This window comes from Streptomyces sp. NPDC005004, assembly GCF_053600675.1.
Genome location: NZ_JBSGAH010000008.1, coordinates 37,560 through 61,994, shown reverse-complemented (window position 1 = coordinate 61,994; position 24,435 = coordinate 37,560). Strand labels below are relative to the sequence as shown.

Sequence of the window (24,435 nt, the reverse complement as noted above, 5' to 3'; positions counted from 1 at the left end):
ACCGCTCAGGCGGCCGCGCCGCCCCGGCCGCCCGCCAGGCGCGGGAGGAAGCGGAAGGCGACGCCGCCCGCGATCATCGTGGCCGCGCCGGCCAGCAGGAACATGGTCTCGCCCGCACCGGTCTCGGCCAGCTCCTTGTCGTCGCCGCCCTGCGGGGCCGCGTCCGAGCCGGTGTCGGTGAGCGCCGAGGTGCCCGCCTCCTGGGAGACGTTGTCGTTGCCGCCACCGTCCGGGGTCGTGTGGTTGCCGCCAGTGGTGGAGCCACCGTGACCGCCGCCGTGGCCGCCGCCGGAGTGGCCGCCGGTCGAACCGCCGTTGCCGCCGCCGGTGGAGCCGGAGCCGCCGTTGCCGCCGTTGCCGCCACCGGTGTCGCCACCGTTGCCGCCGCCCGTGGTGGAGGTGCCGCCGGTGGTCGTGGTGGAGCCGCCGTCGGTCGTACCGCCCGTGGTGGTCGTCGAACCGCCGTCGGTGCCGCCGGTCGTGGTGGTGGAGCCACCGTCGGTGGTGCCGCCCTCGTTGCCACCGATGATGCCGCCGATCAGGCCGCCGTCGGTGTCACCGCCGTCGGTCGTCTCACCGGTGGTGCCGCCGTCGGTGGTGTCACCCGTGGTGCCGCCGTCGGTGGTGTCGCCCGTCGTGCCGCCGTCCGTGCCCGGGTCGGGGCAGTTCGGGTCGGCGCCGATGGTGCAGGTCGGGTCGGGACCCGGGTCGGCCGTCGCCACACCCGTGATCATCAGGGAGGCCCCGGCCGCCACCACGGCACCGGCGGCGATCCGCGCGACGCGTATCCGCGTCTTCTTCGTCATTGGTTGCTACCCCCAGTAGCCGAATCGTCAATGAGGCCGCGCGTGGGACTGGCCGTGCTCGACGGGGACAGCCGACGGCTCGGGGACCGGCGTACGCGTACGTGCCGGTTCCCAGGCCATCTCATTCCCCCGGTTCACATGCGCCCCAGCAGATGCGCATACCGCGATGCACCATTCCCATTTTTCAAAGCAACGTCAAGGCCGTTGCGAGCGCAATGTCCGATGGGTGGGCGTATGCCGGGAGTTGAGGGATGCAACTGTGACGTAAAACGCCGGACATACGACAACTGCCGCCTCAAGGGCGGCAGTTGTCATGTCGACAAACTTACTTCTCCTGCTGCTTGCGCCAGCGAATTCCGGCCTCCAGGAAGCCGTCGATCTCGCCGTCGAGCACGGACTGCGGGTTGCCGACCTCGAACTCCGTGCGCAGGTCCTTGACCATCTGGTACGGGTGCAGGACGTACGAACGCATCTGGTTGCCCCACGAGCTGCCGCCGTCGCCCTTGAGGGCGTCCATCTTGGCGCGCTCCTCCTGGCGCTGGCGCTCGAGAAGCTTGGCCTGAAGCACGTTCATGGCCGTGGCCTTGTTCTGGATCTGGGAGCGCTCGTTCTGGCAGGAGACCACGATGCCGGTGGGGATGTGGGTCAGCCGGACCGCGGAGTCCGTCGTGTTCACGCCCTGGCCGCCGGGGCCCGAGGAACGGTAGACGTCCACGCGCAGGTCCGACTCGTCGATCTCGACGTGGTCGGTCTGCTCCACGACGGGAAGCACCTCGACGCCCGCGAAGGACGTCTGACGGCGTCCCTGGTTGTCGAACGGCGAGATGCGCACCAGCCGGTGCGTGCCCTGCTCGACCGAGAGCGTGCCGTAGGCGTACGGGACCTGGACGGCGAAGGTGGTCGACTTGATGCCGGCCTCTTCGGCGTACGACGTCTCGTAGATCTCGGTCTTGTAGCCGTGGCGCTCGGCCCAGCGGAGGTACATGCGCTGGAGCTGCTCGGCGAAGTCGGCGGCGTCGACGCCGCCCGCCTCGGCGCGGATGTTGACCAGCGCCTCGCGGGAGTCGTACTCGCCGGACAGGAGGGTACGGACCTCCATCTCGTCCAGCGCCTTCTTCACCGCGACCAGCTCGGACTCGGCCTCGGCGAGGGTGTCCGGGTCGTCCTCCTCCTCGGCCATCTCGAAGAGGACGGCGAGATCGTCGATCCGGCCGCGCAGCGCTTCGGCCTTCCTGACCTCGGCCTGGAGGTGGGAGAGCTTGCTGGTGATCTTCTGCGCCTCGTCCGGGTTGTCCCAGAGGGACGGCGCGGCCGCCTGCTCCTCGAGCACGGCGATGTCTGCCCTCAGCTTGTCGAGGTCCAGGACGGCCTCGATCGACTCCATGGTCGAGGAGAGGGACTTCAGCTCTTCGGATACATCGACGACTGCCACGCTCCCAGCGTAACGGCTCCGCCGGGTGGCGAGGTCCGGTGCCGGGGGGTGCCGCCGGGTGCGGGGCGTCGCGGCGCGGCTACCGGGGGCCGCGCCCCCGGACCCCCGCTCCGGCCCCCGAGGGCCTCGTCCTCAAACGCCGGACGGGCTGAATTGTCCACGACCCGAGCTGTTAAGGGCCCCGGGAAGGGCTGACGCCATCACCGGGTCCCCCCGCGCCGACGCCCCGCCGCGTCCCCTCCCGCCACACCCCGAACCAACGCCGCCCCGCAGCCCCTCGCGCCAGCGCTCCACATCAACGCCTCTCCGCAGCACCCCGCCCAGATCCCACGCCCCAGCACTCTGACCCGATGCCCCAGCGCCCCAACCCCATGCCCCGCCCCCAATGTCGCGTCCCCCGCGCCCGCTCCAGAGCCTCGGTCAGGTGCCTCGGGCCCAGCACCTCGCCTTTGTGCCTGCCGAGACGGGTGGGTGGGTGGGTGGGAAAAACGGGGTCTGGGGCGGAGCCCCAGGGGTTCAGGGGCTCGACGTCGTCTGGGTGTCCTGGGGTGGGGTGTCGTCGCTCGACGTGGCCCAGACTCCGTAGCCGATCGCTGCGACGAGCAGCGTGCCCGCGATCGTCAGGGTGAGTTTGCGGCGGCGCGCGGCCGCTCGGTGGCGGGCCGAGCCGGGGCGGGGGGAGCCCGAGGGACGCGGAGCGCGAGCGGTCCCGTGGGCGCCCCCGGCGAGTTCGTCGGGGGCGGGGACGCGCATGGAGGTGTGGGTGTCACGGTTGGAGTCGGGGCGCGAGCCGGGGACGAGGGAGACGGCGCCGCGACGGCGTACGGGCGCGCCCGGGGTCGTGACGGGGTCCGGGTCCTCCACCAGCCCCTCCGCCGCCTCCGACTCCGGCTCGTCCACCTCCAGCGGGGGCAGGTCCGCCAGGGACGGGAGCTGTTCCCGCAGGCGCGCGGCCAGCTCGGACGCTCGGAGCCGGGACGCGGGCCCCTTGGCCAGGCACTGGACGATCAGTTGCCACAGTTCCTCGGGGATGCCGGGGAGCGGGACGACCGTCTCGGTGACATGGCGCCGCAGCACCGCGCCGGGGTGGCCGCCGCCGAACGGGGTGAAACCCGCGAGGAGTTCGTAGAGGACGGTCGCCAGGGCGTAGATGTCGACGGCGGCACGGGGCGGCAGGCCCTCGACGATCTCGGGGGCCAGATAGTCCGGCGTGCCGATGATCTTCGTGGCGCGCGTGCGCTTCGGGGTGTCGATGAGCTTGGCCACGCCGAAGTCGGTGAGCAGCGCGGGGTGGGCGCCGCCGGGCCCGAGGGGACCGCGCATGTCGAGGAGGATGTTCTCGGGCTTGACGTCGCGGTGGACGACGCCCGCGGCGTGCGCGGCCGCGAGGCCGTCCGCCACGTCGGCGACGATCGCGACGGCCGCCTCGGGCGACAGACGCCGCTCGCGCTCCAGACGGGTGCGCAGGTCGGTGCCCCGGACGAGGTCCATGACGAGGGCGAGGTCGTCGCCGTCGACCACCAGGTCGCGCACGGTGACGATGTGCGGGTGCTCCAGGCCGAGCAGCGCCGTGCGCTCCTGGACGAAGCGTCCGACCAGCTCCTGGTCCGACGCGAGGTCCTCGCGCAGCATCTTGATCGCGACGGGACCGTCCGGCCCCTCGCCCAGCCACACCGTCCCGGCGCTGCCCCGCCCCAGGATCTGGTTCGCGGTGTACCGGCTGCCGATCTTCCGTGCCAAGACTGCTCCTACAGACGCGCGTTGCCGCCGCCGCGGCATACCGGGACGCGGGGCACGCCGCGGCCCCACCCCGGGCCCCCGGACGACACACGAGGACTCCAGGGCGACAAAACTACGCGTCCGACGGGCTCACCTTCACCGCGGAGCCGGAAATCACCCTCTGGATGTCGACAAGTCCCCAGAGTCGAGTGTCCGGAGTCACGTCCGGGGCGCCTTCCGCGTGACGCCCGCCGGCTCAGTTGCCGCCCGAGGAGCTGCCGAGGTTGCTCACCCAGTCGTAGGCGTTGCCCACCCAGTCGCTCAACTGGTGCCAGTAGCCCTGGCCCTGCCCCACCCACGTGTGCAGCGGGGTCAGGTCCCAGATGAGCCATCCGGCGACGAAGAGGATCACCAGCGTGAACAGGCAGCCCTTCAGGCAGCCGAGACCGGGGATCTTCATGGGGTTGGCGCCGCGCTGGCGCGGGGCCCGGGGTTCGGCGGCCGGGCGCTGCGGGGCCGCGGGCGCGTAGCGCTGCTGGGGCTGCGGCGGCGGTGCGTACTGCTGCGGCTGTGGCGTCTGGCGGCGCGGCTGCGGGCGCTGCTGCGGCTGCTGGACGGGGCGCGGCTGGTGCTGCGGGCGGGCCACCTGCCGCTGGGGGCGGCGGCGCAGCGGGTCCTCGTCGGGGTCGACGTACTGGATCTGGGTCTGCTCGTTGCGGTCCCGGGCGGCGCGCAACTGGGTCTGCCAGGGGTGCGGCTGGTCGGGCGGGCCCTGCGGGTCCTGTCCGGGGCCGCCGTACTGGCCCGGCTGGTTCTGCGGCACCGGCGGCATGACCGCCGTCGGGTCGGCCGCGCCGGTGTGGGGCAGCGCGGTGGTGGGGTCGGCGGAGCCGGGGAAACCGGTGTTCGGCAGGACGCTGGTGGCCGCGTTCGGGTCGTAGCCGTACGGGCCCTGGGCCGCGTTGGTCGGCAGCACCTGGGTCGGGTCGGCGGAGCCGGGCGCGCCGGGGACGGAGGCCGGGGCCGGGTCGGGGGCGAGCAGGGCGCCCACGCCCTCGGCGGCGGCGATCTGCGCCGGGTTGGCGTGCACGCCGACGCCCTCGGCGACGACGCGCAGCGCGCGGGCCAGGTTCTCGGCGCTGGGCCGCTCGGCGGGGTTCTTGCGCAGGCAGCGGTCTATGACCGTCCACAGCGGGTCCGGGACGGTGGAGGGGCGGCGCGGCTCGGCGCTCAGGTGCTGGTGCAGCACCTCAAGGGCGGTCGCGCCGGAGAACGGCGGGCGGCCGGTGAGCAGTTCGTAGAGCAGGATGCCCGCGCCGTAGATGTCGACGGCGGAGGTCTGCGGGCGGCCCTCGGCGGACTCGGGTGCGACGTAGGCCGGGGTGCCGACGAACTCGTGGGTGCGGGTCAGGCCCGGGGAGTCGGCGAGGCGGGCGATGCCGAAGTCGGTCAGCATCGGGTGCATCTGGTGGTCGTACTGGCGCAGCAGCACGTTGGCGGGCTTGAGGTCGCGGTGGACCACCCCGTCGGCGTGGCTCGCGGCGAGCGCGTCGGCGACCTGCGCGGTCAGCAGGGCGGCGGCCACCGGGGAGAAGGGGCCGTTCTCGCGCAGGTAGCGGTGCAGGTCGGGACCGTCCACCAGGTCCATGACGAGGGCGAGGAGATCACCCTCGACGACCAGGTCGCGGACCTGGACGATGTTGGGGTGGGTGAGCCGGAGCAGCACGGAGCGCTCGCGCAGGAAGCGCATCACGATGTCCGGGTCGCTCGCCAGCTCCTCCTTGAGGACCTTGATGGCGACGGTCTCGCCGGGCGCCCCCGGCACGGCCGCCTCGGCGCCCGCGGTCTCCCTCTGCCGGGCACGCCAGACAGTGCCCGTGGCGCCGCGCCCGAGCGGCTCCTCAAGCAGGTATTTACTGCCGACTGGCCGCACGTCACGCGCTCCCTGCTGCTTGCTGGCTGCTTGCGCGCCGGTTCTCCCGGCGTTCCGACCCACTGTAGTGGGGCCCTCTGGGCAGTACGTGAGCGTTCCCGCCCATGTTCGGGGGAAAGACGCTCACCTCGGTCCTCCGGTTGCCCGGTCCTGGACGTGACCGATCTCAAGTGATCAACGAGGCGTTCCTGGTCAGGCACTTTTGGGGGCAGAGCTGACCAATCAAGATCACTTGGCGCCGGAGCGTGGGCACGTGCCCGGCGACAGGTGCGAGGATGCCTCCAGTACTGGCCGAAGTGCCCGTGCGGGGGTGGGGGCGTCCGCGACGGGGCAGAAGGGACCGCTGACGGCGATGCAGATCCGGCTGACCGTCGTAGATCCGCTCGGCGCGTCCTCCCGGCGGGGCCGTGCCGCGAGCCGGGACGTGCTGGTCACGGCGCCCGTGGGCACCGATCTGGGCGCGGTCGCGCCCGCGCTGGCCGTGGCGGTCACCGGCGAGAGCGGCGCGGGCCGGGACACCGGCGGCGCCCCGGTGGTGCTGTACGCGGGCGCGGAGCGCCTGGACACCCGCCGCCACACCCTGGGCGAGCCCCCGCTGGTCGACGGCGCCGTGCTCTCCCTGGGCGCCCCGGCGGCCACCGAGTCCGACCCCGAGCCGGACGGGGCGCCGACCCAGTTGCACGTGGTCGCGGGCCCGGACGCGGGCGGGGTCCATCTGCTGCACGGCGGCCGGATAACGGTCGGCCGCTCCGCCGACGCCGACGTGCCCCTGGACGACCCGGACGTCTCCCGGCTGCACTGCGCGGTCACCGTCGCGGCCGACGGCCGGGTCTCGGTGACCGACCTCGGCTCCACCAACGGCACCACCCTGGACGGCGCCCGCGTCACCGACCGTCCCCTGCGCTTCCCCGAGGGCGCCTTCCTGCGCCTCGGCGAGTCCGCCCTACGTCTGACCCGGTCCGCGGGCCCGGCCGCCCGGATACCGACGGTGCCGGACGGCGAGGGCTGCGTGCGGGTGCCGCTGGGGGCCGCCCGGGGGTCGAGCGTCCCGGGTACGGGGTACGCCGACGCGGACACCGGCCACGGCACGGGCGGCGCCCCTCTCACGGAGGCCGCGCACGACGCGCCCCACGGCCGCACCGAGCACGCCTACGGCCTCGCGAACCCGGTCGAGGGGGACCACCACCGCCCCGGGCCGACCGTGCCGGAGCAGGCGGGCGCCCCGCGCATCGAGAGCCGGGACGAGGACCACCGCACCCACTACGCCACCGGGCCGCACGCCCCCGCCGCGTCCGGCACCCACGCCGGGCGCCACGGCCAAACGGAGCGGACGGCGACCGGTGGACCGTACGGCGACGCCCCGTACGACGACCCCTACGAGGACGGTCCCACCCGCAAGAACACCCCGCTGCGCGGCACCGACCTCCCCCCGTCCGCCCGCCGCCGGGGCGGCCTCGGGGCCTGGGCGCGCAAGCTGACCGGCGGACGCCCCGAGGAACCGCAGGCGGAGGACGTGCACCGCGTCCCCGACACGCTGGTCCAGGACACCCGCCGCCCCGAGACCTGGCCCGACCCCGCCGCGCTGCTGCTGACCGCGCTGGGCCCCGGCCCCCGGCTGTGGGAGCGCGGCGCCGGCCACCCGGAGGCGCTGACCGTGCGGCTCGGCACGACCGACCGGCCCGCGCCGGACGGTACGGGCCGGCTGCCCGCCGTACCGGTGACGGCCGCGCTGCGCGAGGCGGGCGCGCTGGGTCTCGCGGGACCGCGCCCGCGGCTCGCGGGACTCGCGCGCGCCGTGCTGGCGCAGCTCGCGGCGCTGCACTCGCCCGAACTGCTGGAGATCGTGCTGATCAGCGCGGACCACTCGCGCCCGCTGGAGGAGCGGCTCGCGGAGTGGGCGTGGCTCGGCTGGCTGCCGCACGTCCGCCCCGGTCATGGTCAGGACTGCCGGCTGCTGCTCGCCTACGACCGCGAGCAGGCGGCGGCGCGTACCGAGGAGCTGCTGCGCCGGGTGGAGGACCCGGCGGCACCCGGGCCCGTCGCGCACCCCGGCCCGTACACGGTGGTCGTGGTGGACGGCGACCCCGGCGGGGCGGCGCTGCGCGAGGCGGTGGCGCGGCTGGCCGTGGCCGGGCCGCGCGCCGGAATCCACGTGGTGTGCCTGGCGGAGACGGCGCCCTGTTCGCCCGCCTCGCCGGTGGCGGGGACGTACGAGGACGCGTGCGCGACGACGCCGACCTTCCGGCACTGCGGCGCGGTGGCGCTGCTCAGTGGGGACGTGGCGAGCGCGCTGCGGCTGATGCGGGTGGCGCCGGGCGGTCCGGTGGGGCCGGGCGCGGTGGCGGCCGTGGACGCGGTGTCGGCGGCGTGGGCGGAGCGGTTCGCGCGGGCGCTGGCGCCGCTGCGGCCCCAGGGTCCGGTCGGCGGCCCGCAGGCGCCGGTGGCCGTGCCGCTGCCGCGCTCGGCCCGGCTGCTGGACGAGTTGGGCCTGGCCCGCGCGACCCCGGCCTCGCTGATGGCGCGCTGGGCGGACGCGGCCGACGACACCGAGTCGCTGGGCGGCCGGGCGCGCGCGGTGCTCGGTGCCGGTCCGCACGGTCCGGTGACCGCCGACCTGGTGACCGAGGGGCCGCATCTGCTGATCGAGGGGCCGCCCGGCAGCGGCCGTACCGAGCTGCTGCGGGCCGTGGTGGCGTCGCTGGCCGCCGCCGAGCGGCCCGACCGGCTCGGCCTGGTGCTGATCGACGGGCGGGACGGCGTGGGCACCGGGGCGGGGCTCGGCGACGGGCTGCGGGTGTGTACCGACATCCCCCATGTGACGACCCATCTGTTGGCCAACGACCCCGTACGGATGCGGGAGTTCGCGCAGTCGTTGAGCGCGGAGCTGAAGCGGCGGGCCGAGTTGGTGGGGACGGCCGACTTCGCGCACTGGCACGCGGGGCGCGCGGTGTCGGACCGGATGGTCGCGCAGCGCACCCACGGCGGGCGCACCGGTGACCTCGAGTCGCCGCCGAGCACCACGCTGCGGCTGCGGCCCGGTGCGGCGGCGCGGCAGCAGACCGAGGCGGCGCCCGCGCTGCCCCGGCTCGTGGTGGTCGTGGACGACCTGGACGCGCTGGTCTCCCCCGCGCTGGGTTCGCCGGGACGGCCCGCCGCCGGTTCGGTGATGCGCGCTCTGGAGGCGGTGGCCCGTGACGGTGAGCGGCTCGGCGTGCACCTGGTGGCGGCGACCGGCACCGACGGCCGTACGGCCCAGACGGAGCCGGTCCGCAGGGCGGCCCTGCGGGCGGTCCTGGACGCGCCGCCGTCCGAGCGGAGCGGCGACACCAGCGGTGAACCGGTGCCCGGGCGCGGCAGGCTGGCGTACCGGGACGGACGCGCGAGCGGCTTCCAGGGCGGCCGGGTGACGGGCCGTATCCCGCGTACCGCGACCCAGCGGCCGACCGTGCTGCCGCTGGAGTGGCAGCGGATGGGCGACCCGCCCGCCCGCCGCCCGGTGCGCGAGCTGGGCAACGGCCCGACCGACCTCGCGCTCCTGGCGAGCGCGGTGGAGCGGGCCGCCCGGCAGGTGTCGGCCGAACAGGTGCCCTCGCTCCTCTAACCAGCTCGGGCTGGTCCGGTCCCGTGGTCCACCCCGGCCGGACCGCCCCCGCGCGCATACCTCCACCGTCACGAGCCGGTCACGATGCGCGGCCGTACGGCGCAGGCGCTCTTGCCGCTGCCGTACGGCCCGGCGTACACCGGAGCCCACGGGACCGTGTGCACGCGTGCACCGCGCGCGACGGCGGTCCGGCGTTCAACGGAGAACGACGAACGGGGAAGTGATGCGCTGCACGAGCGACACCAGCCGGACGAACCGGGCCGCCACCGCGCTCGCCGCGCTGCTCGCGGGAGCCCTGGCGCTCACCGCCTGCTCCGGCGACGGCGGTGACAAGGACAAGGGGGAGAAGAGCGGCGGGCCCACCGGCTCCACCGTGACCCTGCCGAAGCTGGACGGCGCGCACCTGGAGGTCGCCGCCGTCTGGACCGGCACCGAGCAGAAGAACTTCAAGAAGGTCCTCGCGGAGTTCGAGAAGCGCACGGGCGCGAAGGTGACGTTCGTGCCCGCGCAGGACCCGATCATCAACTTCCTCGGCTCGAAGATCGCGGGCGGCCAGCCCCCGGACGTGGCCCTGCTGCCGCAGCCGGGCGCGATCAAGCAGGCGGTCGAGAAGAAGTGGGCCAAGCCGCTCGGCCCAGAGGCCCTGAAGGAGCTGTCGAAGAACTACTCCCAGGGCTGGCAGGACATCGGCAAGGTCGACGGCAAGAGCTACGGCGTCTACTACAAGGCCGCCAACAAGTCGCTGATCTGGTACAACTCGGCGGTCTTCGACAACGCGGGCGCGAAGGTCCCGAAGACCTGGCCGGAGCTGCTGACCACCGCGCGGGCGGTGTACGACTCGGGGGTGACCCCGTTCTCGGTGGGCGGCGCGGACGGCTGGACGCTGACGGACTGGTTCGAGAACGTCTATCTCTCCCAGGCGGGCCCGGAGAAGTACGACCAGCTCGCCCAGCACAGGATCAAGTGGACCGACCCCTCGGTGAAGAAGGCGCTCACCACGCTCGCCGAGGTCTGGGGCAAGAAGGACTACGTGGCGGGCGGCGCGGACGGCGCGCTCCAGACGGAGTTCCCCGCCTCGGTGACGCAGACCTTCAGCGGCGGCGACCAGCCGAAGGCGGCGATGGTCTACGAGGGCGACTTCGCGCAGGTCAACATCGGTGAGACCAAGGCGAAGGTGGGCACGGACGCCAAGGTGTTCCCGTTCCCGGCGGTGGGCTCGACCGCGCCCGTGGTCTCCGGCGGCGACGCGGCCGTGATCCTGAAGGACTCCAAGGCGGCGCAGGCGCTGGCCACCTTCCTGGCCTCCCCGGACGCGGCGACCATCCAGGCCAGGCTCGGCGGATATCTCTCCCCGAACAAGAACGTGCCGGACTCGGCCTACCCGAACGCGGTGCAGCGCACCATCGCCAAGGCGCTGATCGCGTCCGGGGACGACTTCCGGTTCGACATGTCCGACCAGGCCCCGCAGGCGTTCGGCGGCACCCCGGGCAAGGGCGAGTGGAAGGACCTCCAGGACTTCCTGAAGAACCCCAAGGACGTGGCGGGCACCCAGCGGCAACTGGAGAAGGACGCGGCCGCCGCGTACGGGAACGGGAGCTGACCGGTGACGACACCGGAAGCGGCGGCCGGGGCCCCGCCGGGCCCGGCCGTGTCCAAGGACAGGCACCGGGGCAGGGGCGGGGCCGGCGGGCGGCGCGGGAACCGCCGGAGCGTGACCGGCACCCGCAGGAGCGTCGCCGCCCTCTTCCTGCTCCCCGCGCTGGTGCTGCTCGGCGCGCTCGTGGTCTACCCCATCGGGTACTCGCTGGTCCGCAGCTTCTACGACGCCTCCGGCGACCACGCGGCCGGGTTCGACAACTACAAGGCGATCTTCACGGACGACGGCATCCGCACCGCCCTGAAGAACAACGTCGTCTGGGTGGTGTTCGCGCCCGCCGTCTCCACCGCGCTCGGCCTCGTCTTCGCGGTGCTGACCGAGAGGGTGCGCTGGGGAACGGCGTTCAAGCTGGTCGTCTTCATGCCGATGGCGATCTCGATGCTGGCGGCCGGGATCATCTTCCGGCTGGTGTACGACCAGGACCCGGACAAGGGGGTGGCCAACGCGGTCTGGGTGGGGGTGCACGACACCTTCGCGCAGTCCTCGGCGTTCCCGAAGGCGCATCCCGGCCGTGAGTCGCCGCTGGTCGCGCAGGGCGGGGGCTTCGTCACCAGGGACCCGGTGCGCGTGGGCACCCCGGTCGCGCTGCCCCTCGTCGGCGTCGCCCCGGACCAACTGCCGGACGACGTCGGGCGGGCCGTCGCCGCCCGCCCCGAGCCCGGCCGGGTCACCGGCACGACCTGGCAGGACTTCACCCGGGGCAAGGGCGTCGGCAGGCTCGGCGCGCCGGACCCCTCGGAGGTGGGGTACGCCGGGATGCGGATCGAGGCGGTGAAGGACGGCCACGTGGTGGCGTCCACGAAAGCCGCCGCCGACGGCACCTTCAGCCTCCCCGCCGCCGCGGACGGGGCACGGCTCCGGCTTCCGGCGGCCAACTTCAAGGAGGCGTACAACGGCGTCGACTGGCTGGGACCGTCCCTGGTCACCCCGGCGATCATCGGCTCGTACGTGTGGATGTGGGCGGGCTTCGCGATGGTGCTCATCGCGGCCGGGCTCGCCGGGGTCCCGCGCGAACTCCTGGAGGCCGCCCGGGTGGACGGGGCGAGCGAGTGGCAGGTGTTCCGCAAGGTCACCGTGCCGCTCCTCGCACCGGTCCTGGCGGTGGTCACCGTCACGCTGATGATCAACGTGCTCAAGGTGTTCGACCTCGTCTACATCATCGCGCCGGGCTCGTCCCAGGACGACGCCAACGTGCTGGCCCTGGAGCTGTACCGCAAGGGCTTCGCGGAGGGGCAGCCGGGCATCGCGAGCGCCATCGCGGTGTTCCTGCTGCTGCTGGTGATCCCGGTGATGCTGTTCAACATCCGGCGGCTGCGGCGGGAGGAGCGGCGATGACGACGAGTGCCGAAAGCGTCCGGAAGTCCGCCGTGCCGGCCGCGCCGGCACGGACCCCGCTCGGGGAGCGGCTCACCGCGCGGCTCGGCGGCGGTCTGGTACGGGCGTTCCTGCTGGTGGTGGGCCTGTTCTGGCTGGTGCCGACCATCGGGCTGCTCATCTCCTCGCTGCGCTCGCCGGAGGACATGAGCGCGAGCGGCTGGTGGCAGGTGTTCGCCAAGCCCTCCCAGCTCACCGTGGACAGCTACCGCAGGCTGCTGGAGAACGGCGACATCACGCACTCGCTGGTCAACACCGTGCTGATCACGGTCCCGGCGACCGTCCTGGTGGTGCTGATCGGCTCGCTGGCCGGGTACGCGTTCGCGTGGATGGAGTTCCCGGGGCGGGACTGGTGGTTCCTCGCCGTGGTGAGCCTGCTGGTGGTGCCGGTGCAGGTGGCGCTGATCCCGATCGCCGAACTCTTCGGGAAGATCGGTCTGTTCGGGTCGATCCTCGGGGTGGTCCTCTTCCACGTCGGCTTCGGGCTGCCGTTCGCGGTGTTCCTGCTGCGGAACTTCTTCGCGGAGATCCCGCGCGAGCTCCTGGAGGCGGCGCGGCTGGACGGCGCCGGTGAACTCCGGCTGTTCGCCCGGGTGGTGCTGCCGCTCGGCGGTCCGGCGATCGCGAGCCTCGGCATCTTCCAGTTCCTGTGGGTGTGGAACGACATGCTGGTGGCGCTGGTGTTCACCAAGTCCGGCTCCCAGCCGATCACGGTCGCCCTCCAGACGCAGGTACGGCAGTTCGGCAACAACATCGACGTGCTCGCGCCCGGCGCGTTCCTGTCGATGGTGATCCCGCTGGCCGTGTTCTTCGCGTTCCAGCGGCAGTTCGTGTCGGGCGTGATGGCGGGCGCGGTCAAGTAGCCGCGAGCAGAACGTTTTTGCGGAGCGGGGGCGGTCCGATGCGGGCCGCCCCCGCGGCATGTCCCCCGTATGCCGTAGGGACCGTAACCAAGTCACCCGGACGGCCGTTGCCGGGCAGAAGGCCCGCGCCGAGCGACCCATGGATGTCCCTTGCCCAGGTTCAGCGTCATCGTCCCCGCGTACGAGGTCCAGGCGTATCTCTCCGAGTGCCTGGACTCGGTGCTCTCGCAGTCGTACGCCGATCTCGAACTGATCGCCGTGGACGACGGATCGCCGGACGCGTGCGGCACGATCATCGACGAGTACGCCGGCCGCGACGCCCGGGTGCGCCCCCTGCACCTCACCGCCAACCAGGGCCTGGGACCCGCCCGCAACGCGGGGATGGCGGGGGCGACCGGGGACTATCTGCTCTTCCTGGACGGCGACGACACCCTCACCCCGCACACGCTGCGCGCGGTCGCGGACCGGATCAGGGAGACCGGCGACCCGGACGTGCTGGTCTTCGACTACGCGCGCACCTACGGCGACGGCCGCGAGATCCGCAACCGGGAGGCCGCGCGCCTGACCGAGCACGGCCCGGCCCCCTTCCGCCTGGCGGAACGCCCCGGGCTGCTGAGGGTGCTGATGGTGGCCTGGAACAAGGCGTACCGGAGGGACTTCGTGGAGCACGGCGAGCTGGTCTTCCCGCCGGGCTACTACGAGGACACCCCCTGGACCTTCCCGGTGCTGATGTCGGCGGACACCATCGCCACGCTCGACCGGGTGTGCGTGCACTACCGCCAGCGTCACACGGGCTCCATCCTGCGCACCACCAGCGACCGGCACTTCGACATCCTCGACCAGTACGAGCGGGTCTTCGCCTACGTCGACACACGTCCCGAACTGGAATGCTGGCGACCGGAGTTGTTCAACAAGATGGTCGAGCACTACGCGACCGTCTTCAGCCGTCCCGACCGGCTGCCGCGCCGCAGCCGCCCCCGCTTCCTGCGCCGGGCCCGCGCCCACTACCGCCGCTACCGGGTACCGGCCCAGCGGCCCTCCCGGCGCGCCCGGGTCCGGCACGCGCTGGTCCGCTTCGGGCTGCACCGCACCTACCGCACCCTGCTGCTGGTCTCGGCGGTGCGCCGCCGCGCCCGGGCCTGCGCCGCCGACCGGGTGCGGGCACTGCGGGCCGCCGCGCTGCGGCTGCACTACCGGCTCCAGTTGCGGCTGCCGCTGCGCGAGGACGACGCGGTGTTCGCCGACTCCGGCAACACGGGCGGCGACCCGGCGGCGCTCGCGGAGGCCCTGCACCGGCACGCCCCGCACATCCGCACCGCGTGGATCGCGCACCCAGGACAGTCCTGTCCCGGCGGGACGCGACCGCTGCGGCCCGGCTCCGCCGCCTGCTGGAGCGCGCTGGCCCGCTCCAAGTACCTCATCAGCAACGGCGTGTTCGCGCCGGGCGTCCGCAAGCGCCCCGGGCAGGTCTTCCTCCAGACCGGCGACACGGCCCCCCGGACGGCCGCCCCCGGCAGCGGTCCCGCCTCCGAGACCCGCGCGCACAACCCGGCCACCTGGGACTACGCCCTCTCCCCCGGCCCGCACACCGCCCCGCCCGCCGAGCGGGCCCACCCGGACCCCTGCACGACCCTGGTGTACGGCCGCCCGCGCAACGACGTGCTCCAGCAGGCGACCTCGGCCGACGTGACCCGGCTGCGTACCGCCCTCGGTATCCCCGACGGCACGGTCGCGATCCTCTACGCCCCCGCCCGCCGGGACCACCCGTACACCCGGCGACCCGTCCTCGACCTGGAGCGGCTGGCCCGCGAGCTGGGTCCGCGCTTCGTCGTGCTGGTCCGCGCCGGGCGGGCACCGGTGCTCTGGCGCCGCGAGATCCCGGGCGTCCTCGACGTCTCCGCGCATCCGAGCGCGGCCGAGCTGTGCCTGGCCTCGGACGCGCTGCTCACCGACGGCGCGCCGCTGATGTTCGACTACGCGGGCCTGGACCGCCCGATCGTCGTGCACGCCGGGGACGGCTTCCCCGACGCCCCCGGCGAGGTCGCGCGGGGCGAGGACGAGGTGATCGGCCTGTTCGTCTCCGGCCGCTGGCGCGACCCCGGCGCGGCCGGGCACCGGGCGGCGTTCCGGGAGCGGTTCTGTCCGCTGGACGACGGGCGGGCCGCCGAGCGGATCGTGCGGCACGTGATGCTCGGGCGGGCGGACGGACTGCCCGAGGTGATCCCGGTCGTGGACCGGCGCCCGGCGCCCTCCGCCGCCGCGCGCGCCCTCGCGCCCCCGGTCCCGGTTCCGGTGCCCGAAACCTCCGGTCCTGGCCCCGTCACCGACGGCCGCTGAACACCGTTGGATCTTCCGGGAGTTCCGATGCCCCGCTCCACCACGCGGCCCACCCCGAGCCGGCCGTCCACCTGGCGCCCCGCGGGACGCCCCGGCCGCGCCCACCGTCCGACGGGGCGCCGCCGGAGGACGACGGGCCGCCGCCGGGGAGGAACGGGCCGCCCCCACCGGCCGGCGCTCCGCATCCGCAGGACGACCGGCCGCGTCCGCAAGACGACAGAGAGAACAGAATGCCCCGCTTCAGCATCATCGTCCCCTCGCACGGGGTCTCGGGCCGGCTGTCCCAGGCCCTGGACTCGGTCCTCGCCCAGTCCTTCGACGACCTGGAGCTGATCCCGGTCTGCGACGACGCCGAGTCCCCGGCCGCCCACGTCGCGGCCGAGTACGCCCGGCGCGACCCCCGGGTGCGCCCGGTGTACTCGCCGCCGTCCGCGGGGCTGAGCGGGGCCCGCAACACCGGCACGCGGGCGGCGAGCGGGGCGTACGTGCTGTTCCTGGACGGCGACGACCTTCTACTGCCCGGCGCGCTGGCGGCGGCGGACGCCCGGCTGACGGAGACCGCCGGGGTGGACGTGCTGCACGGCGAGTACGAGCGCGTCTCCTGGTGGGAGGGCGAGCCGGCCAACCCGGCCGCCCCGCTGCTGGCCAAGGCTCCGAAGGGTGCCTTCGACCCCGCGATGGTGCCCGAACCGTTCGGCTCGCGGCTGCCCGCCTGGAGCGCGGTGTACCGCAGAGCCTTCCTCGCCGAGCACGAACTCGCCTTCCCCGAAGGTCACTTCACCGATCTCGGCTGGACCGGACTGGTGGCGGTGGCCGCGCGCAGGGCCGCCGTGCTGCGCCGCCCGCTCGTGCGCCACCGCGCGCGCCGCCAGGGCAGCAGGCTGAACCTGCCCGGCGCGCACCAGCACACCCTGCTGGACCAGGTGGAGCTGGTGCTGACCCGGGCCGCCGGGGCGGGGCTGCCCGCCGCGCGGGTGCGGGCGCTCTTCGACCAGCTCTTCACCGAGGTCCTGAGGACCGCCTCCCGACCGCACCGGCTCCCCTCCGGACACCGGAAGTTCTTCCGCCGGGCCGCCCGCCTCTACCGGCGCCACCGCCCGGCCGGACACCGCTTCCCGGAGGGCAGTCTCGGAGTGCAGCACCGGCTGCTGGCGTCGGGCGCGTACAGCGCGTTCCGGGCGCTGCGCGGCGCCAACCGGGCCGCCGCCGGAGCCCTCGCCCGGCTCCCCCGCCCCCGCATGGCGCGCACGCGACTGCGCTACGCCCGCGCCCTGCGCCGCCCGCTGGATGCCAACCTGGCCGTGTACTGCGCCTATTGGGGCCGGGGCTACGTCTGCAACCCGGCCGCGATCCACGCCAAGGCACGTGAACTCGCCCCGCACATCAGGTCGGTGTTCCTGGTGGAGGCGGGGCAGGAGCACACGCTGCCGAAGGGCGTGGAGCACGCGGTGATCGGTTCGCACCGCTCCTGGGAGCTGCTGGCCCGCGCCAAGTACCTCGTGAACAACGCCAACTTCGCCGAGGGGGTCGTCAAGCGCCCCGGCAGCGTCCACCTCCAGACCCAGCACGGCACCCCGCTGAAGACGATGGGCGTGGACCAGTCGACGTACCCGGTGGTGGCGTCACGGTCCGGGAGCTTCACCAGGCTGCTCGGCCGGGTGGACCGCTGGGACTTCAACCTGTCGTCCAACGAGCACTCCACCCAGATGTGGGAGCGCGCCTTCCCGGGCTCCTACGAGCAGTTGGAGTACGGCTATCCCCGCAACGACGTGTACTGCACGGCGACGTCCGAGGACGTGGCCCGTATCCGCCGCGAACTGGGCGTGCCCGAGGGGCGCACCGCCGTGCTGTACGCGCCGACCCACCGCGACTGGGCCGACGGCTTCGAGACCGGCCTGGATCTGGAGGAGTTCTGCCGCGCGGCCGGTGACGACGTGGTGGTGCTGCTGCGCGCCCACTACTTCTACGACCGCGGCACGGCCCGGAGTTCGGACCGGATCATCGACGTGACCGCGCACCGCTCGGCCGAGGACGTGTGCCTGGCGGCGGACGCGCTGATCACGGACTACTCCTCGATCATGTTCGACTACGCCAACCTGGACCGCCCGGTCGTGATCTACGCCGACGACTGGGAGGTCTACCGCGAGACCCGGGGCGTCTACTTCGACCTGATGGCCGCCCCGCCGGGCCCGGTGGCCCGGACGCCCGGGGAACTGGCCCGGATCTTCCGCGAGGGCGAGTACACGGGCCCGCAGTCGCGGGAGCTGCGGGCCGCGTTCCGGGAGCGGTTCTGCCAGTTCGACGACGGGCGCGCCGCCGAGCGCGTCGTACGCCGGGTGCTGCTCGGCCAGCCGCCGGAGGCGCTTCCCCCGGTGGTGCCGCTCGCGGAGCGTGTGCCCGCCCCCGCCGCCGCGACCCTCGTGAGGAGCTGACCCGCCGTGCCCCGCTTCAGTGTGATCGTGCCCTGCTTCAAGGTGCAGGGCTTCCTGCGCGAGTGTCTGGACTCGGTGCTCGGCCAGTCGTACGCCGACCTCGAAGTCATCGCCGTGGACGACCGCTCGCCGGACGGCTGCGGCGCGATCCTGGACGAGTACGCCGCCCGCGACCCGCGCGTCAGGGTGCTGCACCTGCCGGAGAACGTGGGCCTGGGCCGCGCCCGCAACGCCGGGATGCCGCACGCCACCGGCGACTACCTCCTCTTCCTGGACAGCGACGACACGCTGACCCCGGGCGCGCTCAAGGCCGTGGCGGACCGTCTGGACGAGACCGCCGACCCGGACGTGCTGGTCTTCGACTACGCGCGCACCTACTGGTGGGGCGGCACCCGGCGCAACGTCCTCGCCCACGTCCTGGCGGAGGCCGGTCCCGGCACCTTCACGGCGGCCGCGCGCCCGGAGATCCTCGACCTGCTGATGGTGGTGTGGAACAAGGTCTACCGGCGCGACTTCGTGACCGGGCACGGCTTCGCCTTCCCGCCCGGCTACTACGAGGACACCCCCTGGACCTTCCCGGTGCTGCTGAGCGCCGGGCGGATCGCGGCCCTGGACCGGATCTGCGTGAACTACCGGCAGCGGCGGCAGGGCAACATCCTGTCCACCACGAGCCGCAAGCACTTCGACGTCCACGACCAGTACGAGCGGGTCTTCGCGTTCGTGGCGGCGCACCCGGAGCTGTGGGTGTGGCGGCCGTATCTGCACCGCAAGATGGGCGAGCACTGCCTGGACATCCTGTCCAAGCCGGACCGGCTGCCGCCCGCCGACAAGGCGGAGTTCTTCCGGCGCACCGCCGAACTGTTCCGCGCGCACCGGCCCGAGGGCGCCGAGGTGACGGGCGAGACCGCGGTGCTGACCGGCGGCTACCGGGCGTACCTGGTGCGCCGTCAGGCGGTGCGGGCGGGACGGGAGGCCCGGCGGCGGGCCGGACGGGTGCGCGGTGCGGCGGCCGTGCGGGCCCGGCGCACCTGGACGGCGCTGCATGCGCGGCGCCCGCTCGACCCCGACCTGGTGGTGTACTCGGCGTCCTCGCACCGGGGGATGCTGGGCGACCCGGCGGCGGTGTACCGCGCGGCCGAGGTGATCGCGCCCCGGTTGCGCGGGGTGTGGGTGGTCCGGGACGAGGAGACGGCGGCGGGGCTGCCGGAGGGCACCGAGTACGCCGTCGTCGGCTCCCGGCGCTACGGCGAGGTCACCGCGCGTGCGGCGTTCTTCGTCAACGACGTCAACTGGCCCGGCGATCTGGCCAAGCGGCCCGGTGCCGTGCACATCCACACCCACCAGTGCACGCCGCTGAAGCTCCTGGGCGCCGATCTGCTGGACCGGCCGGGCGCCCGGCTGGGCTTCGACGTGCCGAGGATGCTGCGCCGTGCCGACCGCTGGGACCAGAGTCTGGTCGCGAGCCGGTACGCGGAGCTGGTGTGGGAGCGGGCCTATCCCTGCCACTTCGCCTCGGCGCGCACGGGGAGCCCGCGCAACGACGTGCTGGTGCGCTCGGGGGCGCTGCGCGGCGCGGACTTCCGGCTGCGGCACGGCATTCCCGAGGACCACACGGTGGTGCTGTACGCCCCGACCCGGCGCGACTACCGGCGCAGCGGCCATGTGGACCGCCTGGACCTGGCACGGTTCGCGGCCGGGCTGGGCGCGGGGCACACCCTGGTGGTCCGGCTGCATCCGTCGCTCGCGGCCGGTCCGGCGCGCGGGATGGGGCTCGCGGAGCTGGCCCGGCGCGGGGTCGTGGTGGACGCCACCGACGAGCCGGAGGCGGCGGAGGTGCTGCTCGCGGCGGACGCGCTGGTGACGGACTACTCGTCGATCATGTTCGACTACGCCAACCTGGACCGCCCGATCGTGCTGTTCGCGGACGACCTGGCCACGTTCGCCGCGAGCCGGGGCACCTACTTCGACGTCACGGCGGAGCCGCCGGGGCATGTGGCGTACACGGAACGCGACCTCGTCCGGCTGTTCGCGTCCGGCTCGTGGCGGGACGCGGACGCGGCGGCGCTGCGGGCCGCCTTCCGGGCGCGGTTCTGCGCGTACGAGGACGGCAGGGCCGCCGAGCGCGTGGTGCGCACGCTGCTGCTCGGCGAGCCCATGCCGGATGCCCCGGCGGCGCGTGTCCCCCGTCCGGCGATGGGCGACGGGGTGCTCACGCCGTCGCCCTGAGGCCGGAGTTCACCGAGGTTCACTCGACGACGAGGTCGACCTCGATGTTGCCGCGGGTGGCGTTGGAGTACGGGCAGACCTGGTGGGCGGTCTCGACCAGCTTGCGGCCGGTCTCGGCGTCCACGCTGTCGGGCAGCTCGACGCGCAGCGTCACCTTCAGGCCGAAGCCCTCGCCCTGCTTGCCGATGCCGACCTCGGCGGTGACGGCGGCGTCGCTCACGTCCACCTTGGCCTGCCTGCCGACCAGGCCGAGCGCGCTGCCGAAGCAGGCGGCGTACCCGGCGGCGAAGAGCTGCTCGGGGTTGGTGCCCTGGCCGTCGCCGCCCAGCTCCACCGGCATGGCCAGGGCGAGGTCGATGCGGCCGTCGGAGGAGACGGCGCGGCCCTCGCGGCCGTGGGTGGCGGTGGCGACGGCGGTGTAGAGCGCGTCCATGGGGACCATCCCTCTCAGGAGTCGGGTGCGGCGGTCTGCCGCCCTCACGACTCCGAGTAGAGCACGCAATTAAATTGTGCGCAACCAAATGGCGCCTGCTTGGCTATCCTGGTCCCATGACCGCCTCGCCCACCCCGCCCGCGGGCACCACCCCAGCCGCCGTCGCCGCCGAGGCCGACTGGCTCCGCCTCGACCGGCAGATCTGCTTCTCCCTGCACGCCGCGTCCCGCGCGTTCAACGGCGTCTACCGGGTCCTGCTGAAGGACCTCGGGCTCACCTACCCGCAGTACCTCGTGATGCTCGTGCTGTGGGAGCGCGGGGATCTGCCGGTCAAGGCGCTCGGCGAGCATCTGCGGCTCGACTCGGGCACGCTGTCCCCGCTGGTCAAGCGGCTGGAGTCGGCCGGTCTGGTGCGGCGGGAGCGCAGCGCGCTCGACGAGCGCTCGGTACGGGTGCGGCTCACGGAGGAGGGGGCGGCGCTGCGCGAGCGGGCCCTGGAGGTGCCCCGCCGGATCGCGGCCGCGACCGGAGCCGACCCGGCGGAGATCGGCGAGCTGCGCGACCGCCTCGACCGTCTGACCTCGGCACTGGACGCGGCGGTAAGGGACCTGGAGGCGTCCCCGGAGCCCCGCTGACCCCGGTCCGCCGCACATACAGCCGCACGCTCGCGTCCGGGCTCAGGGACTCCTCGACGGGCGTGAACTCCTCGGCCAGCAGCGTCATCTTGGCCCGCTCGGCGGCCCCGGCCGGGCTCCAGCGCCCCTCCACGAGATCCCGGTCGGCCACGACCCACACCCGGTCGAGCCGCGCCAGCCGCGCCCGCAGCAGCGCCGGGCCCGCCTCCTGGCCGTACAGCGTGCCCGAGGCGGCGACCGGTGCCATCAGGGCCACGTCCCGTACGCCCCGGAAGGCGTCCGGGTAGGCGAGGGCGGCGTTGCGGGCCTGCGCGGGCAGGAACAGCACCGGCTGCCCCGGGCGCACCGCACGCTCGGCGACCCGGGCGACGGCGCCGAGGTCGTCCGGCCGGTTCGCCGGGTCGCGGTCGGCGCGCAGCAGCGGGAGCTGGCAGGAGTAGCCGAGCCCGAGCAGGGCGACGCCGAACACGGCGACGAGGGACGGCCGCCACCGGCCGCCGGCCGTGGGCAGCGCCCGCCGCGCGAGCCGGACCACCGCGTCCGCGCCCGCCGCCGCCAGGAGCGGCGCCCCCGAGGCGGCGTAGAGCACGTACCGGTCGACGTACAGCGGGGAGAGCTGTGAGGCCAGCATCAGGGCGGCCGGCGGCACCACGGTCAGGGGCAGGCACAGACGCGCGAGGGTCAGCCGTCCGCGTGGTGCGGCCAGACCGCCGAGACCGAGCAGGGCGAGCGGGAGGCAGGTCCAGTAGAGCGGGTCGCTCTCGCCGAGGAAGGCGCGCAGCAGTACCTGGGCGGTGTGCCAGGTCGGCGGGCCGAGCCAGGCCAACTGGGCCGACTGGGCCTGCGAGACCAGGGCCATCGGCAGCAGCGCGAGGACGACCGCGCCCGCCGCGCGCCCCCAGCCCCGCCAGACCCGCCGGTCCGCGCGGGCCAGCGCCAGCGAGACCGCGTGGGCGAGCAGCAGCAGGACCGCGAACTCGTGGAGCCAGCAGGTGAGTCCGAGCAGCAGACCGTAGGAGCGCCAGGAGCCGGTGCGCACCGCGCGGGTCAGGAGCAGGGTGGCTCCGGTGGCACCGGCGGCGACGAGGGCGTAGGAGCGGCCCTCCTGGGCGTAGTGCCCGGCCATGGGCGTGATGGCGTACAGCAGTCCGGCCCACAGGCCCACGCGCGGACCGGCGAGGCGGGCGCCGAGCACGCCGACCAGCCCCGCGGTCACCGTCGCCGCGCACACCGAGGGCAGCCGCAGCAGGACCTCGTCGGGGCGGACGGCGAGGACGGCGTGCATGAGCAGGTAGTAGAGGCCGTGCACGGCGTCCACGCTGTGCAGCAGCCGCCAGATGTCGGGTACCCCGCGCCGCGCCACCTGGAGGGTGACGGCCTCGTCCCGCCACGTCCCGCCCCGGTCCACGCCCCACAGCCCGAGCGCGAGCATCACCGCCGCGGGCACGAGCGCGGCGGCGCCCCGCGCGCCGTGCCCCGGCGTCCGGACGGCCGCCCGCCGTGCCACCCGCACCGGTGCGGCAGCCGCTTCTCCAGCCGCGTCGAGCGGCTGCGGTTCCACAAGAGGCCCGACGTTCACCACGGCCCGATCTTTTGCGATGAGACAACCTTTTATGACCATTGACGGCGTATCGGCGTGGATACACCATCCACCCGGATTACGCTCCCCCCTCGATGAAGCGCCTTGGTGTCACCCCCGGACCGGTCCTCGCCCTCACCGCGGCCTGGCTCGCCACCCGCGCCCTGATGCTGTGGCTGCTGGCCCACTCCGCCGCGCCCCTGCTGGGCGGGGGCTCGGTGACGCGTGAGGTGTCGCGGCTGTACTTCCACTGGTACGGCGTGCTGTCCAACGGCGCGTTCCCCGCCCAGGACACGATGTGGCAGTACCCGCCGGGCGCCGGTCCCGTGCTGCTGGCCCCGGGCGCGCTGCCCGGACTCGACTATCTCCAGGGGTTCGTGACCCTGACCCTCGCCACGGACGCGCTGGTCACGGCGCTGCTGGTGGCCGCCGCCCGCCGTCCGGGACGGAGCCTGAAGGGCGCGGCCCTGTGGACCGGCGGCGTACCGCTGCTGCTGCACATCCCGCTCGCCCGCTACGACGTCCAGGTCACCGCGCTCGCCGTGCTCTGCCTGCTGACCCTGGGCCGCTCCCCGCGCCTGGGCGGGGTGTTCGGGGCGCTGGGCGCGCTGGTGAAGGTGTGGCCCGCGCTCGCGCTGCTCGGCACGCCGAGGGGCCGGGCGACCCGGACGGCGTGGGCCTGGTCGGTGGGCGCCGGATGCGCGGCCCTCGCCCTGCTCGCGGTGCTCTTCAGCGACCCGCTCTCGTTCCTGGGCGAACAGAGCGGCCGGGGCGTGCAGATCGAGTCGCTCGGCGGCACCCTGCTGAACCTGGCCCGGCACGCGGGGTGGCCCGGCCGGGTCCGCTACCAGTACGGCGCGACGGAGCTGGTCGGCCCCGGGGTGCGCGCCGTCGCCGACGTCTCGCTGGCGCTCACGGCGGCCGCGTTCGCCCTGCTGCTGCTGTGGCGGTGGAAGGCCCGACGCTGGAACCCGGCCACGCCGTACGACACCGCGCTCGCGGCCGTGCTGCTGTTCACCGTGACCAGCCGGGTGATCAGCCCGCAGTACCTGGTCTGGCTGCTGGGTCTCGCCGCCGTGTGCCTGACCTCCCGGCACACCTCGCAGCGCCCGGTGGCGGTGCTGGTCCTCGCGGCGACCGCGCTCAGCAGCCTGGTCTTCCCGGTGTTCTACGGTGAGGTGACCGGCGGAAGCTGGGCCGGCGCTCTGCTGCCGCTGGCCCGCGTCGGGCTGCTGGTGGCCGCCGCGGCGCTGTCCTTCGTCCGGCTGTGGCGCTCCACGCGCCCGGTGCCGGGGCCGTCCGTGCCGCCACCCGCTCCGGCGACGGCACCGCCCGCGACGGAACCGCGAGCCGATTCCGACCGTCTTCCGGAACGACCACTGAGTATCTCTTAACAGGGTATTACTGA

General features: G+C 74.2%; 14 protein-coding genes and 1 pseudogene. 9 read left to right on the top strand and 6 right to left on the bottom strand.

What is annotated here, in order from left to right:
* Nucleotides 1-5: 5 nt before the first annotated feature.
* From ACWEEU_RS13250 to ACWEEU_RS13235, 4 genes are all read right to left on the bottom strand, one after another.
* Nucleotides 6-806 carry a hypothetical protein gene (locus ACWEEU_RS13250; protein ID WP_451731667.1) on the bottom strand — a complete coding sequence of 267 codons (801 nt, stop codon included), beginning with the start codon at nt 804-806 and terminating at the stop codon, nt 6-8.
* Between the two features lie 325 nt (nt 807-1,131).
* Nucleotides 1,132-2,238 (bottom strand): peptide chain release factor 2, encoded by a 1,107-nt coding sequence (gene prfB / locus ACWEEU_RS13245; protein WP_385751385.1) that lies wholly within the window; start codon nt 2,236-2,238, stop codon nt 1,132-1,134.
* A gap of 516 nt (nt 2,239-2,754) precedes the next feature.
* Nucleotides 2,755-3,978, bottom strand: coding sequence for a serine/threonine-protein kinase (locus ACWEEU_RS13240; RefSeq protein WP_451731664.1), 1,224 nt, complete (start codon nt 3,976-3,978; stop codon nt 2,755-2,757).
* Nucleotides 3,979-4,213: 235 nt separating this feature from the next.
* Entirely contained in the window at nt 4,214-5,890 is a 1,677-nt protein-coding gene (locus tag ACWEEU_RS13235; RefSeq protein WP_385743779.1) for a serine/threonine-protein kinase, read from the bottom strand.
* Between the two features lie 352 nt (nt 5,891-6,242).
* Between ACWEEU_RS13235 and ACWEEU_RS13230 the strand changes: the two genes are divergently transcribed.
* From ACWEEU_RS13230 to ACWEEU_RS13200, 7 genes are all read left to right on the top strand, one after another.
* Nucleotides 6,243-9,491, top strand: coding sequence for an FtsK/SpoIIIE domain-containing protein (locus ACWEEU_RS13230; RefSeq protein ID WP_451731660.1), 3,249 nt, complete (start codon nt 6,243-6,245; stop codon nt 9,489-9,491).
* A 223-nt stretch (nt 9,492-9,714) separates the two neighbouring features.
* Nucleotides 9,715-11,091 (top strand): ABC transporter substrate-binding protein, encoded by a 1,377-nt coding sequence (locus ACWEEU_RS13225; protein ID WP_385743775.1) that lies wholly within the window; start codon nt 9,715-9,717, stop codon nt 11,089-11,091.
* Between the two features lie 111 nt (nt 11,092-11,202).
* Complete coding sequence (locus ACWEEU_RS13220) at nt 11,203-12,483, top strand: carbohydrate ABC transporter permease (protein ID WP_451731657.1); 1,281 nt, start codon at nt 11,203-11,205, stop codon at nt 12,481-12,483.
* The gene (locus tag ACWEEU_RS13215) at nt 12,480-13,385 is read left to right on the top strand and encodes a carbohydrate ABC transporter permease (protein ID WP_451731654.1); all 906 of its coding nucleotides are present in this window, start codon (nt 12,480-12,482) and stop codon (nt 13,383-13,385) included. The genes ACWEEU_RS13220 and ACWEEU_RS13215 overlap by 4 nt, the downstream gene beginning before the upstream one ends.
* A gap of 150 nt (nt 13,386-13,535) precedes the next feature.
* Nucleotides 13,536-15,722, top strand: coding sequence for a bifunctional glycosyltransferase/CDP-glycerol:glycerophosphate glycerophosphotransferase (locus tag ACWEEU_RS13210; protein WP_385743769.1), 2,187 nt, complete (start codon nt 13,536-13,538; stop codon nt 15,720-15,722).
* 230 nt (nt 15,723-15,952) lie between these two features.
* The gene (locus ACWEEU_RS13205; protein ID WP_385743767.1) at nt 15,953-18,154 is read left to right on the top strand and encodes a bifunctional glycosyltransferase/CDP-glycerol:glycerophosphate glycerophosphotransferase; all 2,202 of its coding nucleotides are present in this window, start codon (nt 15,953-15,955) and stop codon (nt 18,152-18,154) included.
* 6 nt (nt 18,155-18,160) lie between these two features.
* Nucleotides 18,161-20,380, top strand: a complete 2,220-nt coding sequence (locus ACWEEU_RS13200; protein ID WP_451731651.1) for a bifunctional glycosyltransferase/CDP-glycerol:glycerophosphate glycerophosphotransferase — start codon at nt 18,161-18,163, stop codon at nt 20,378-20,380.
* A 19-nt stretch (nt 20,381-20,399) separates the two neighbouring features.
* Here ACWEEU_RS13200 and ACWEEU_RS13195 read toward each other — a convergent pair whose 3' ends face one another.
* The gene (locus ACWEEU_RS13195) at nt 20,400-20,813 is read right to left on the bottom strand and encodes an organic hydroperoxide resistance protein (RefSeq protein ID WP_385743763.1); all 414 of its coding nucleotides are present in this window, start codon (nt 20,811-20,813) and stop codon (nt 20,400-20,402) included.
* 116 nt (nt 20,814-20,929) lie between these two features.
* Here ACWEEU_RS13195 and ACWEEU_RS13190 point away from each other — a divergent pair, with 116 nt between their 5' ends.
* Nucleotides 20,930-21,448, top strand: a complete 519-nt coding sequence (locus ACWEEU_RS13190) for a MarR family winged helix-turn-helix transcriptional regulator (protein ID WP_385743761.1) — start codon at nt 20,930-20,932, stop codon at nt 21,446-21,448.
* On the opposite strand, the pseudogene ACWEEU_RS13185 reads toward ACWEEU_RS13190, so the two are convergent.
* Nucleotides 21,393-23,009 (bottom strand): annotated as a pseudogene (locus ACWEEU_RS13185) (glycosyltransferase family 39 protein); the annotation flags it as partial. The gene ACWEEU_RS13190 and the pseudogene ACWEEU_RS13185 overlap by 56 nt on opposite strands.
* Nucleotides 23,010-23,122: 113 nt before the next feature.
* Between ACWEEU_RS13185 and ACWEEU_RS13180 the strand changes: the two are divergent.
* Complete coding sequence (locus ACWEEU_RS13180; RefSeq protein ID WP_451731646.1) at nt 23,123-24,421, top strand: glycosyltransferase 87 family protein; 1,299 nt, start codon at nt 23,123-23,125, stop codon at nt 24,419-24,421.
* Nucleotides 24,422-24,435 lie beyond the last annotated feature (14 nt).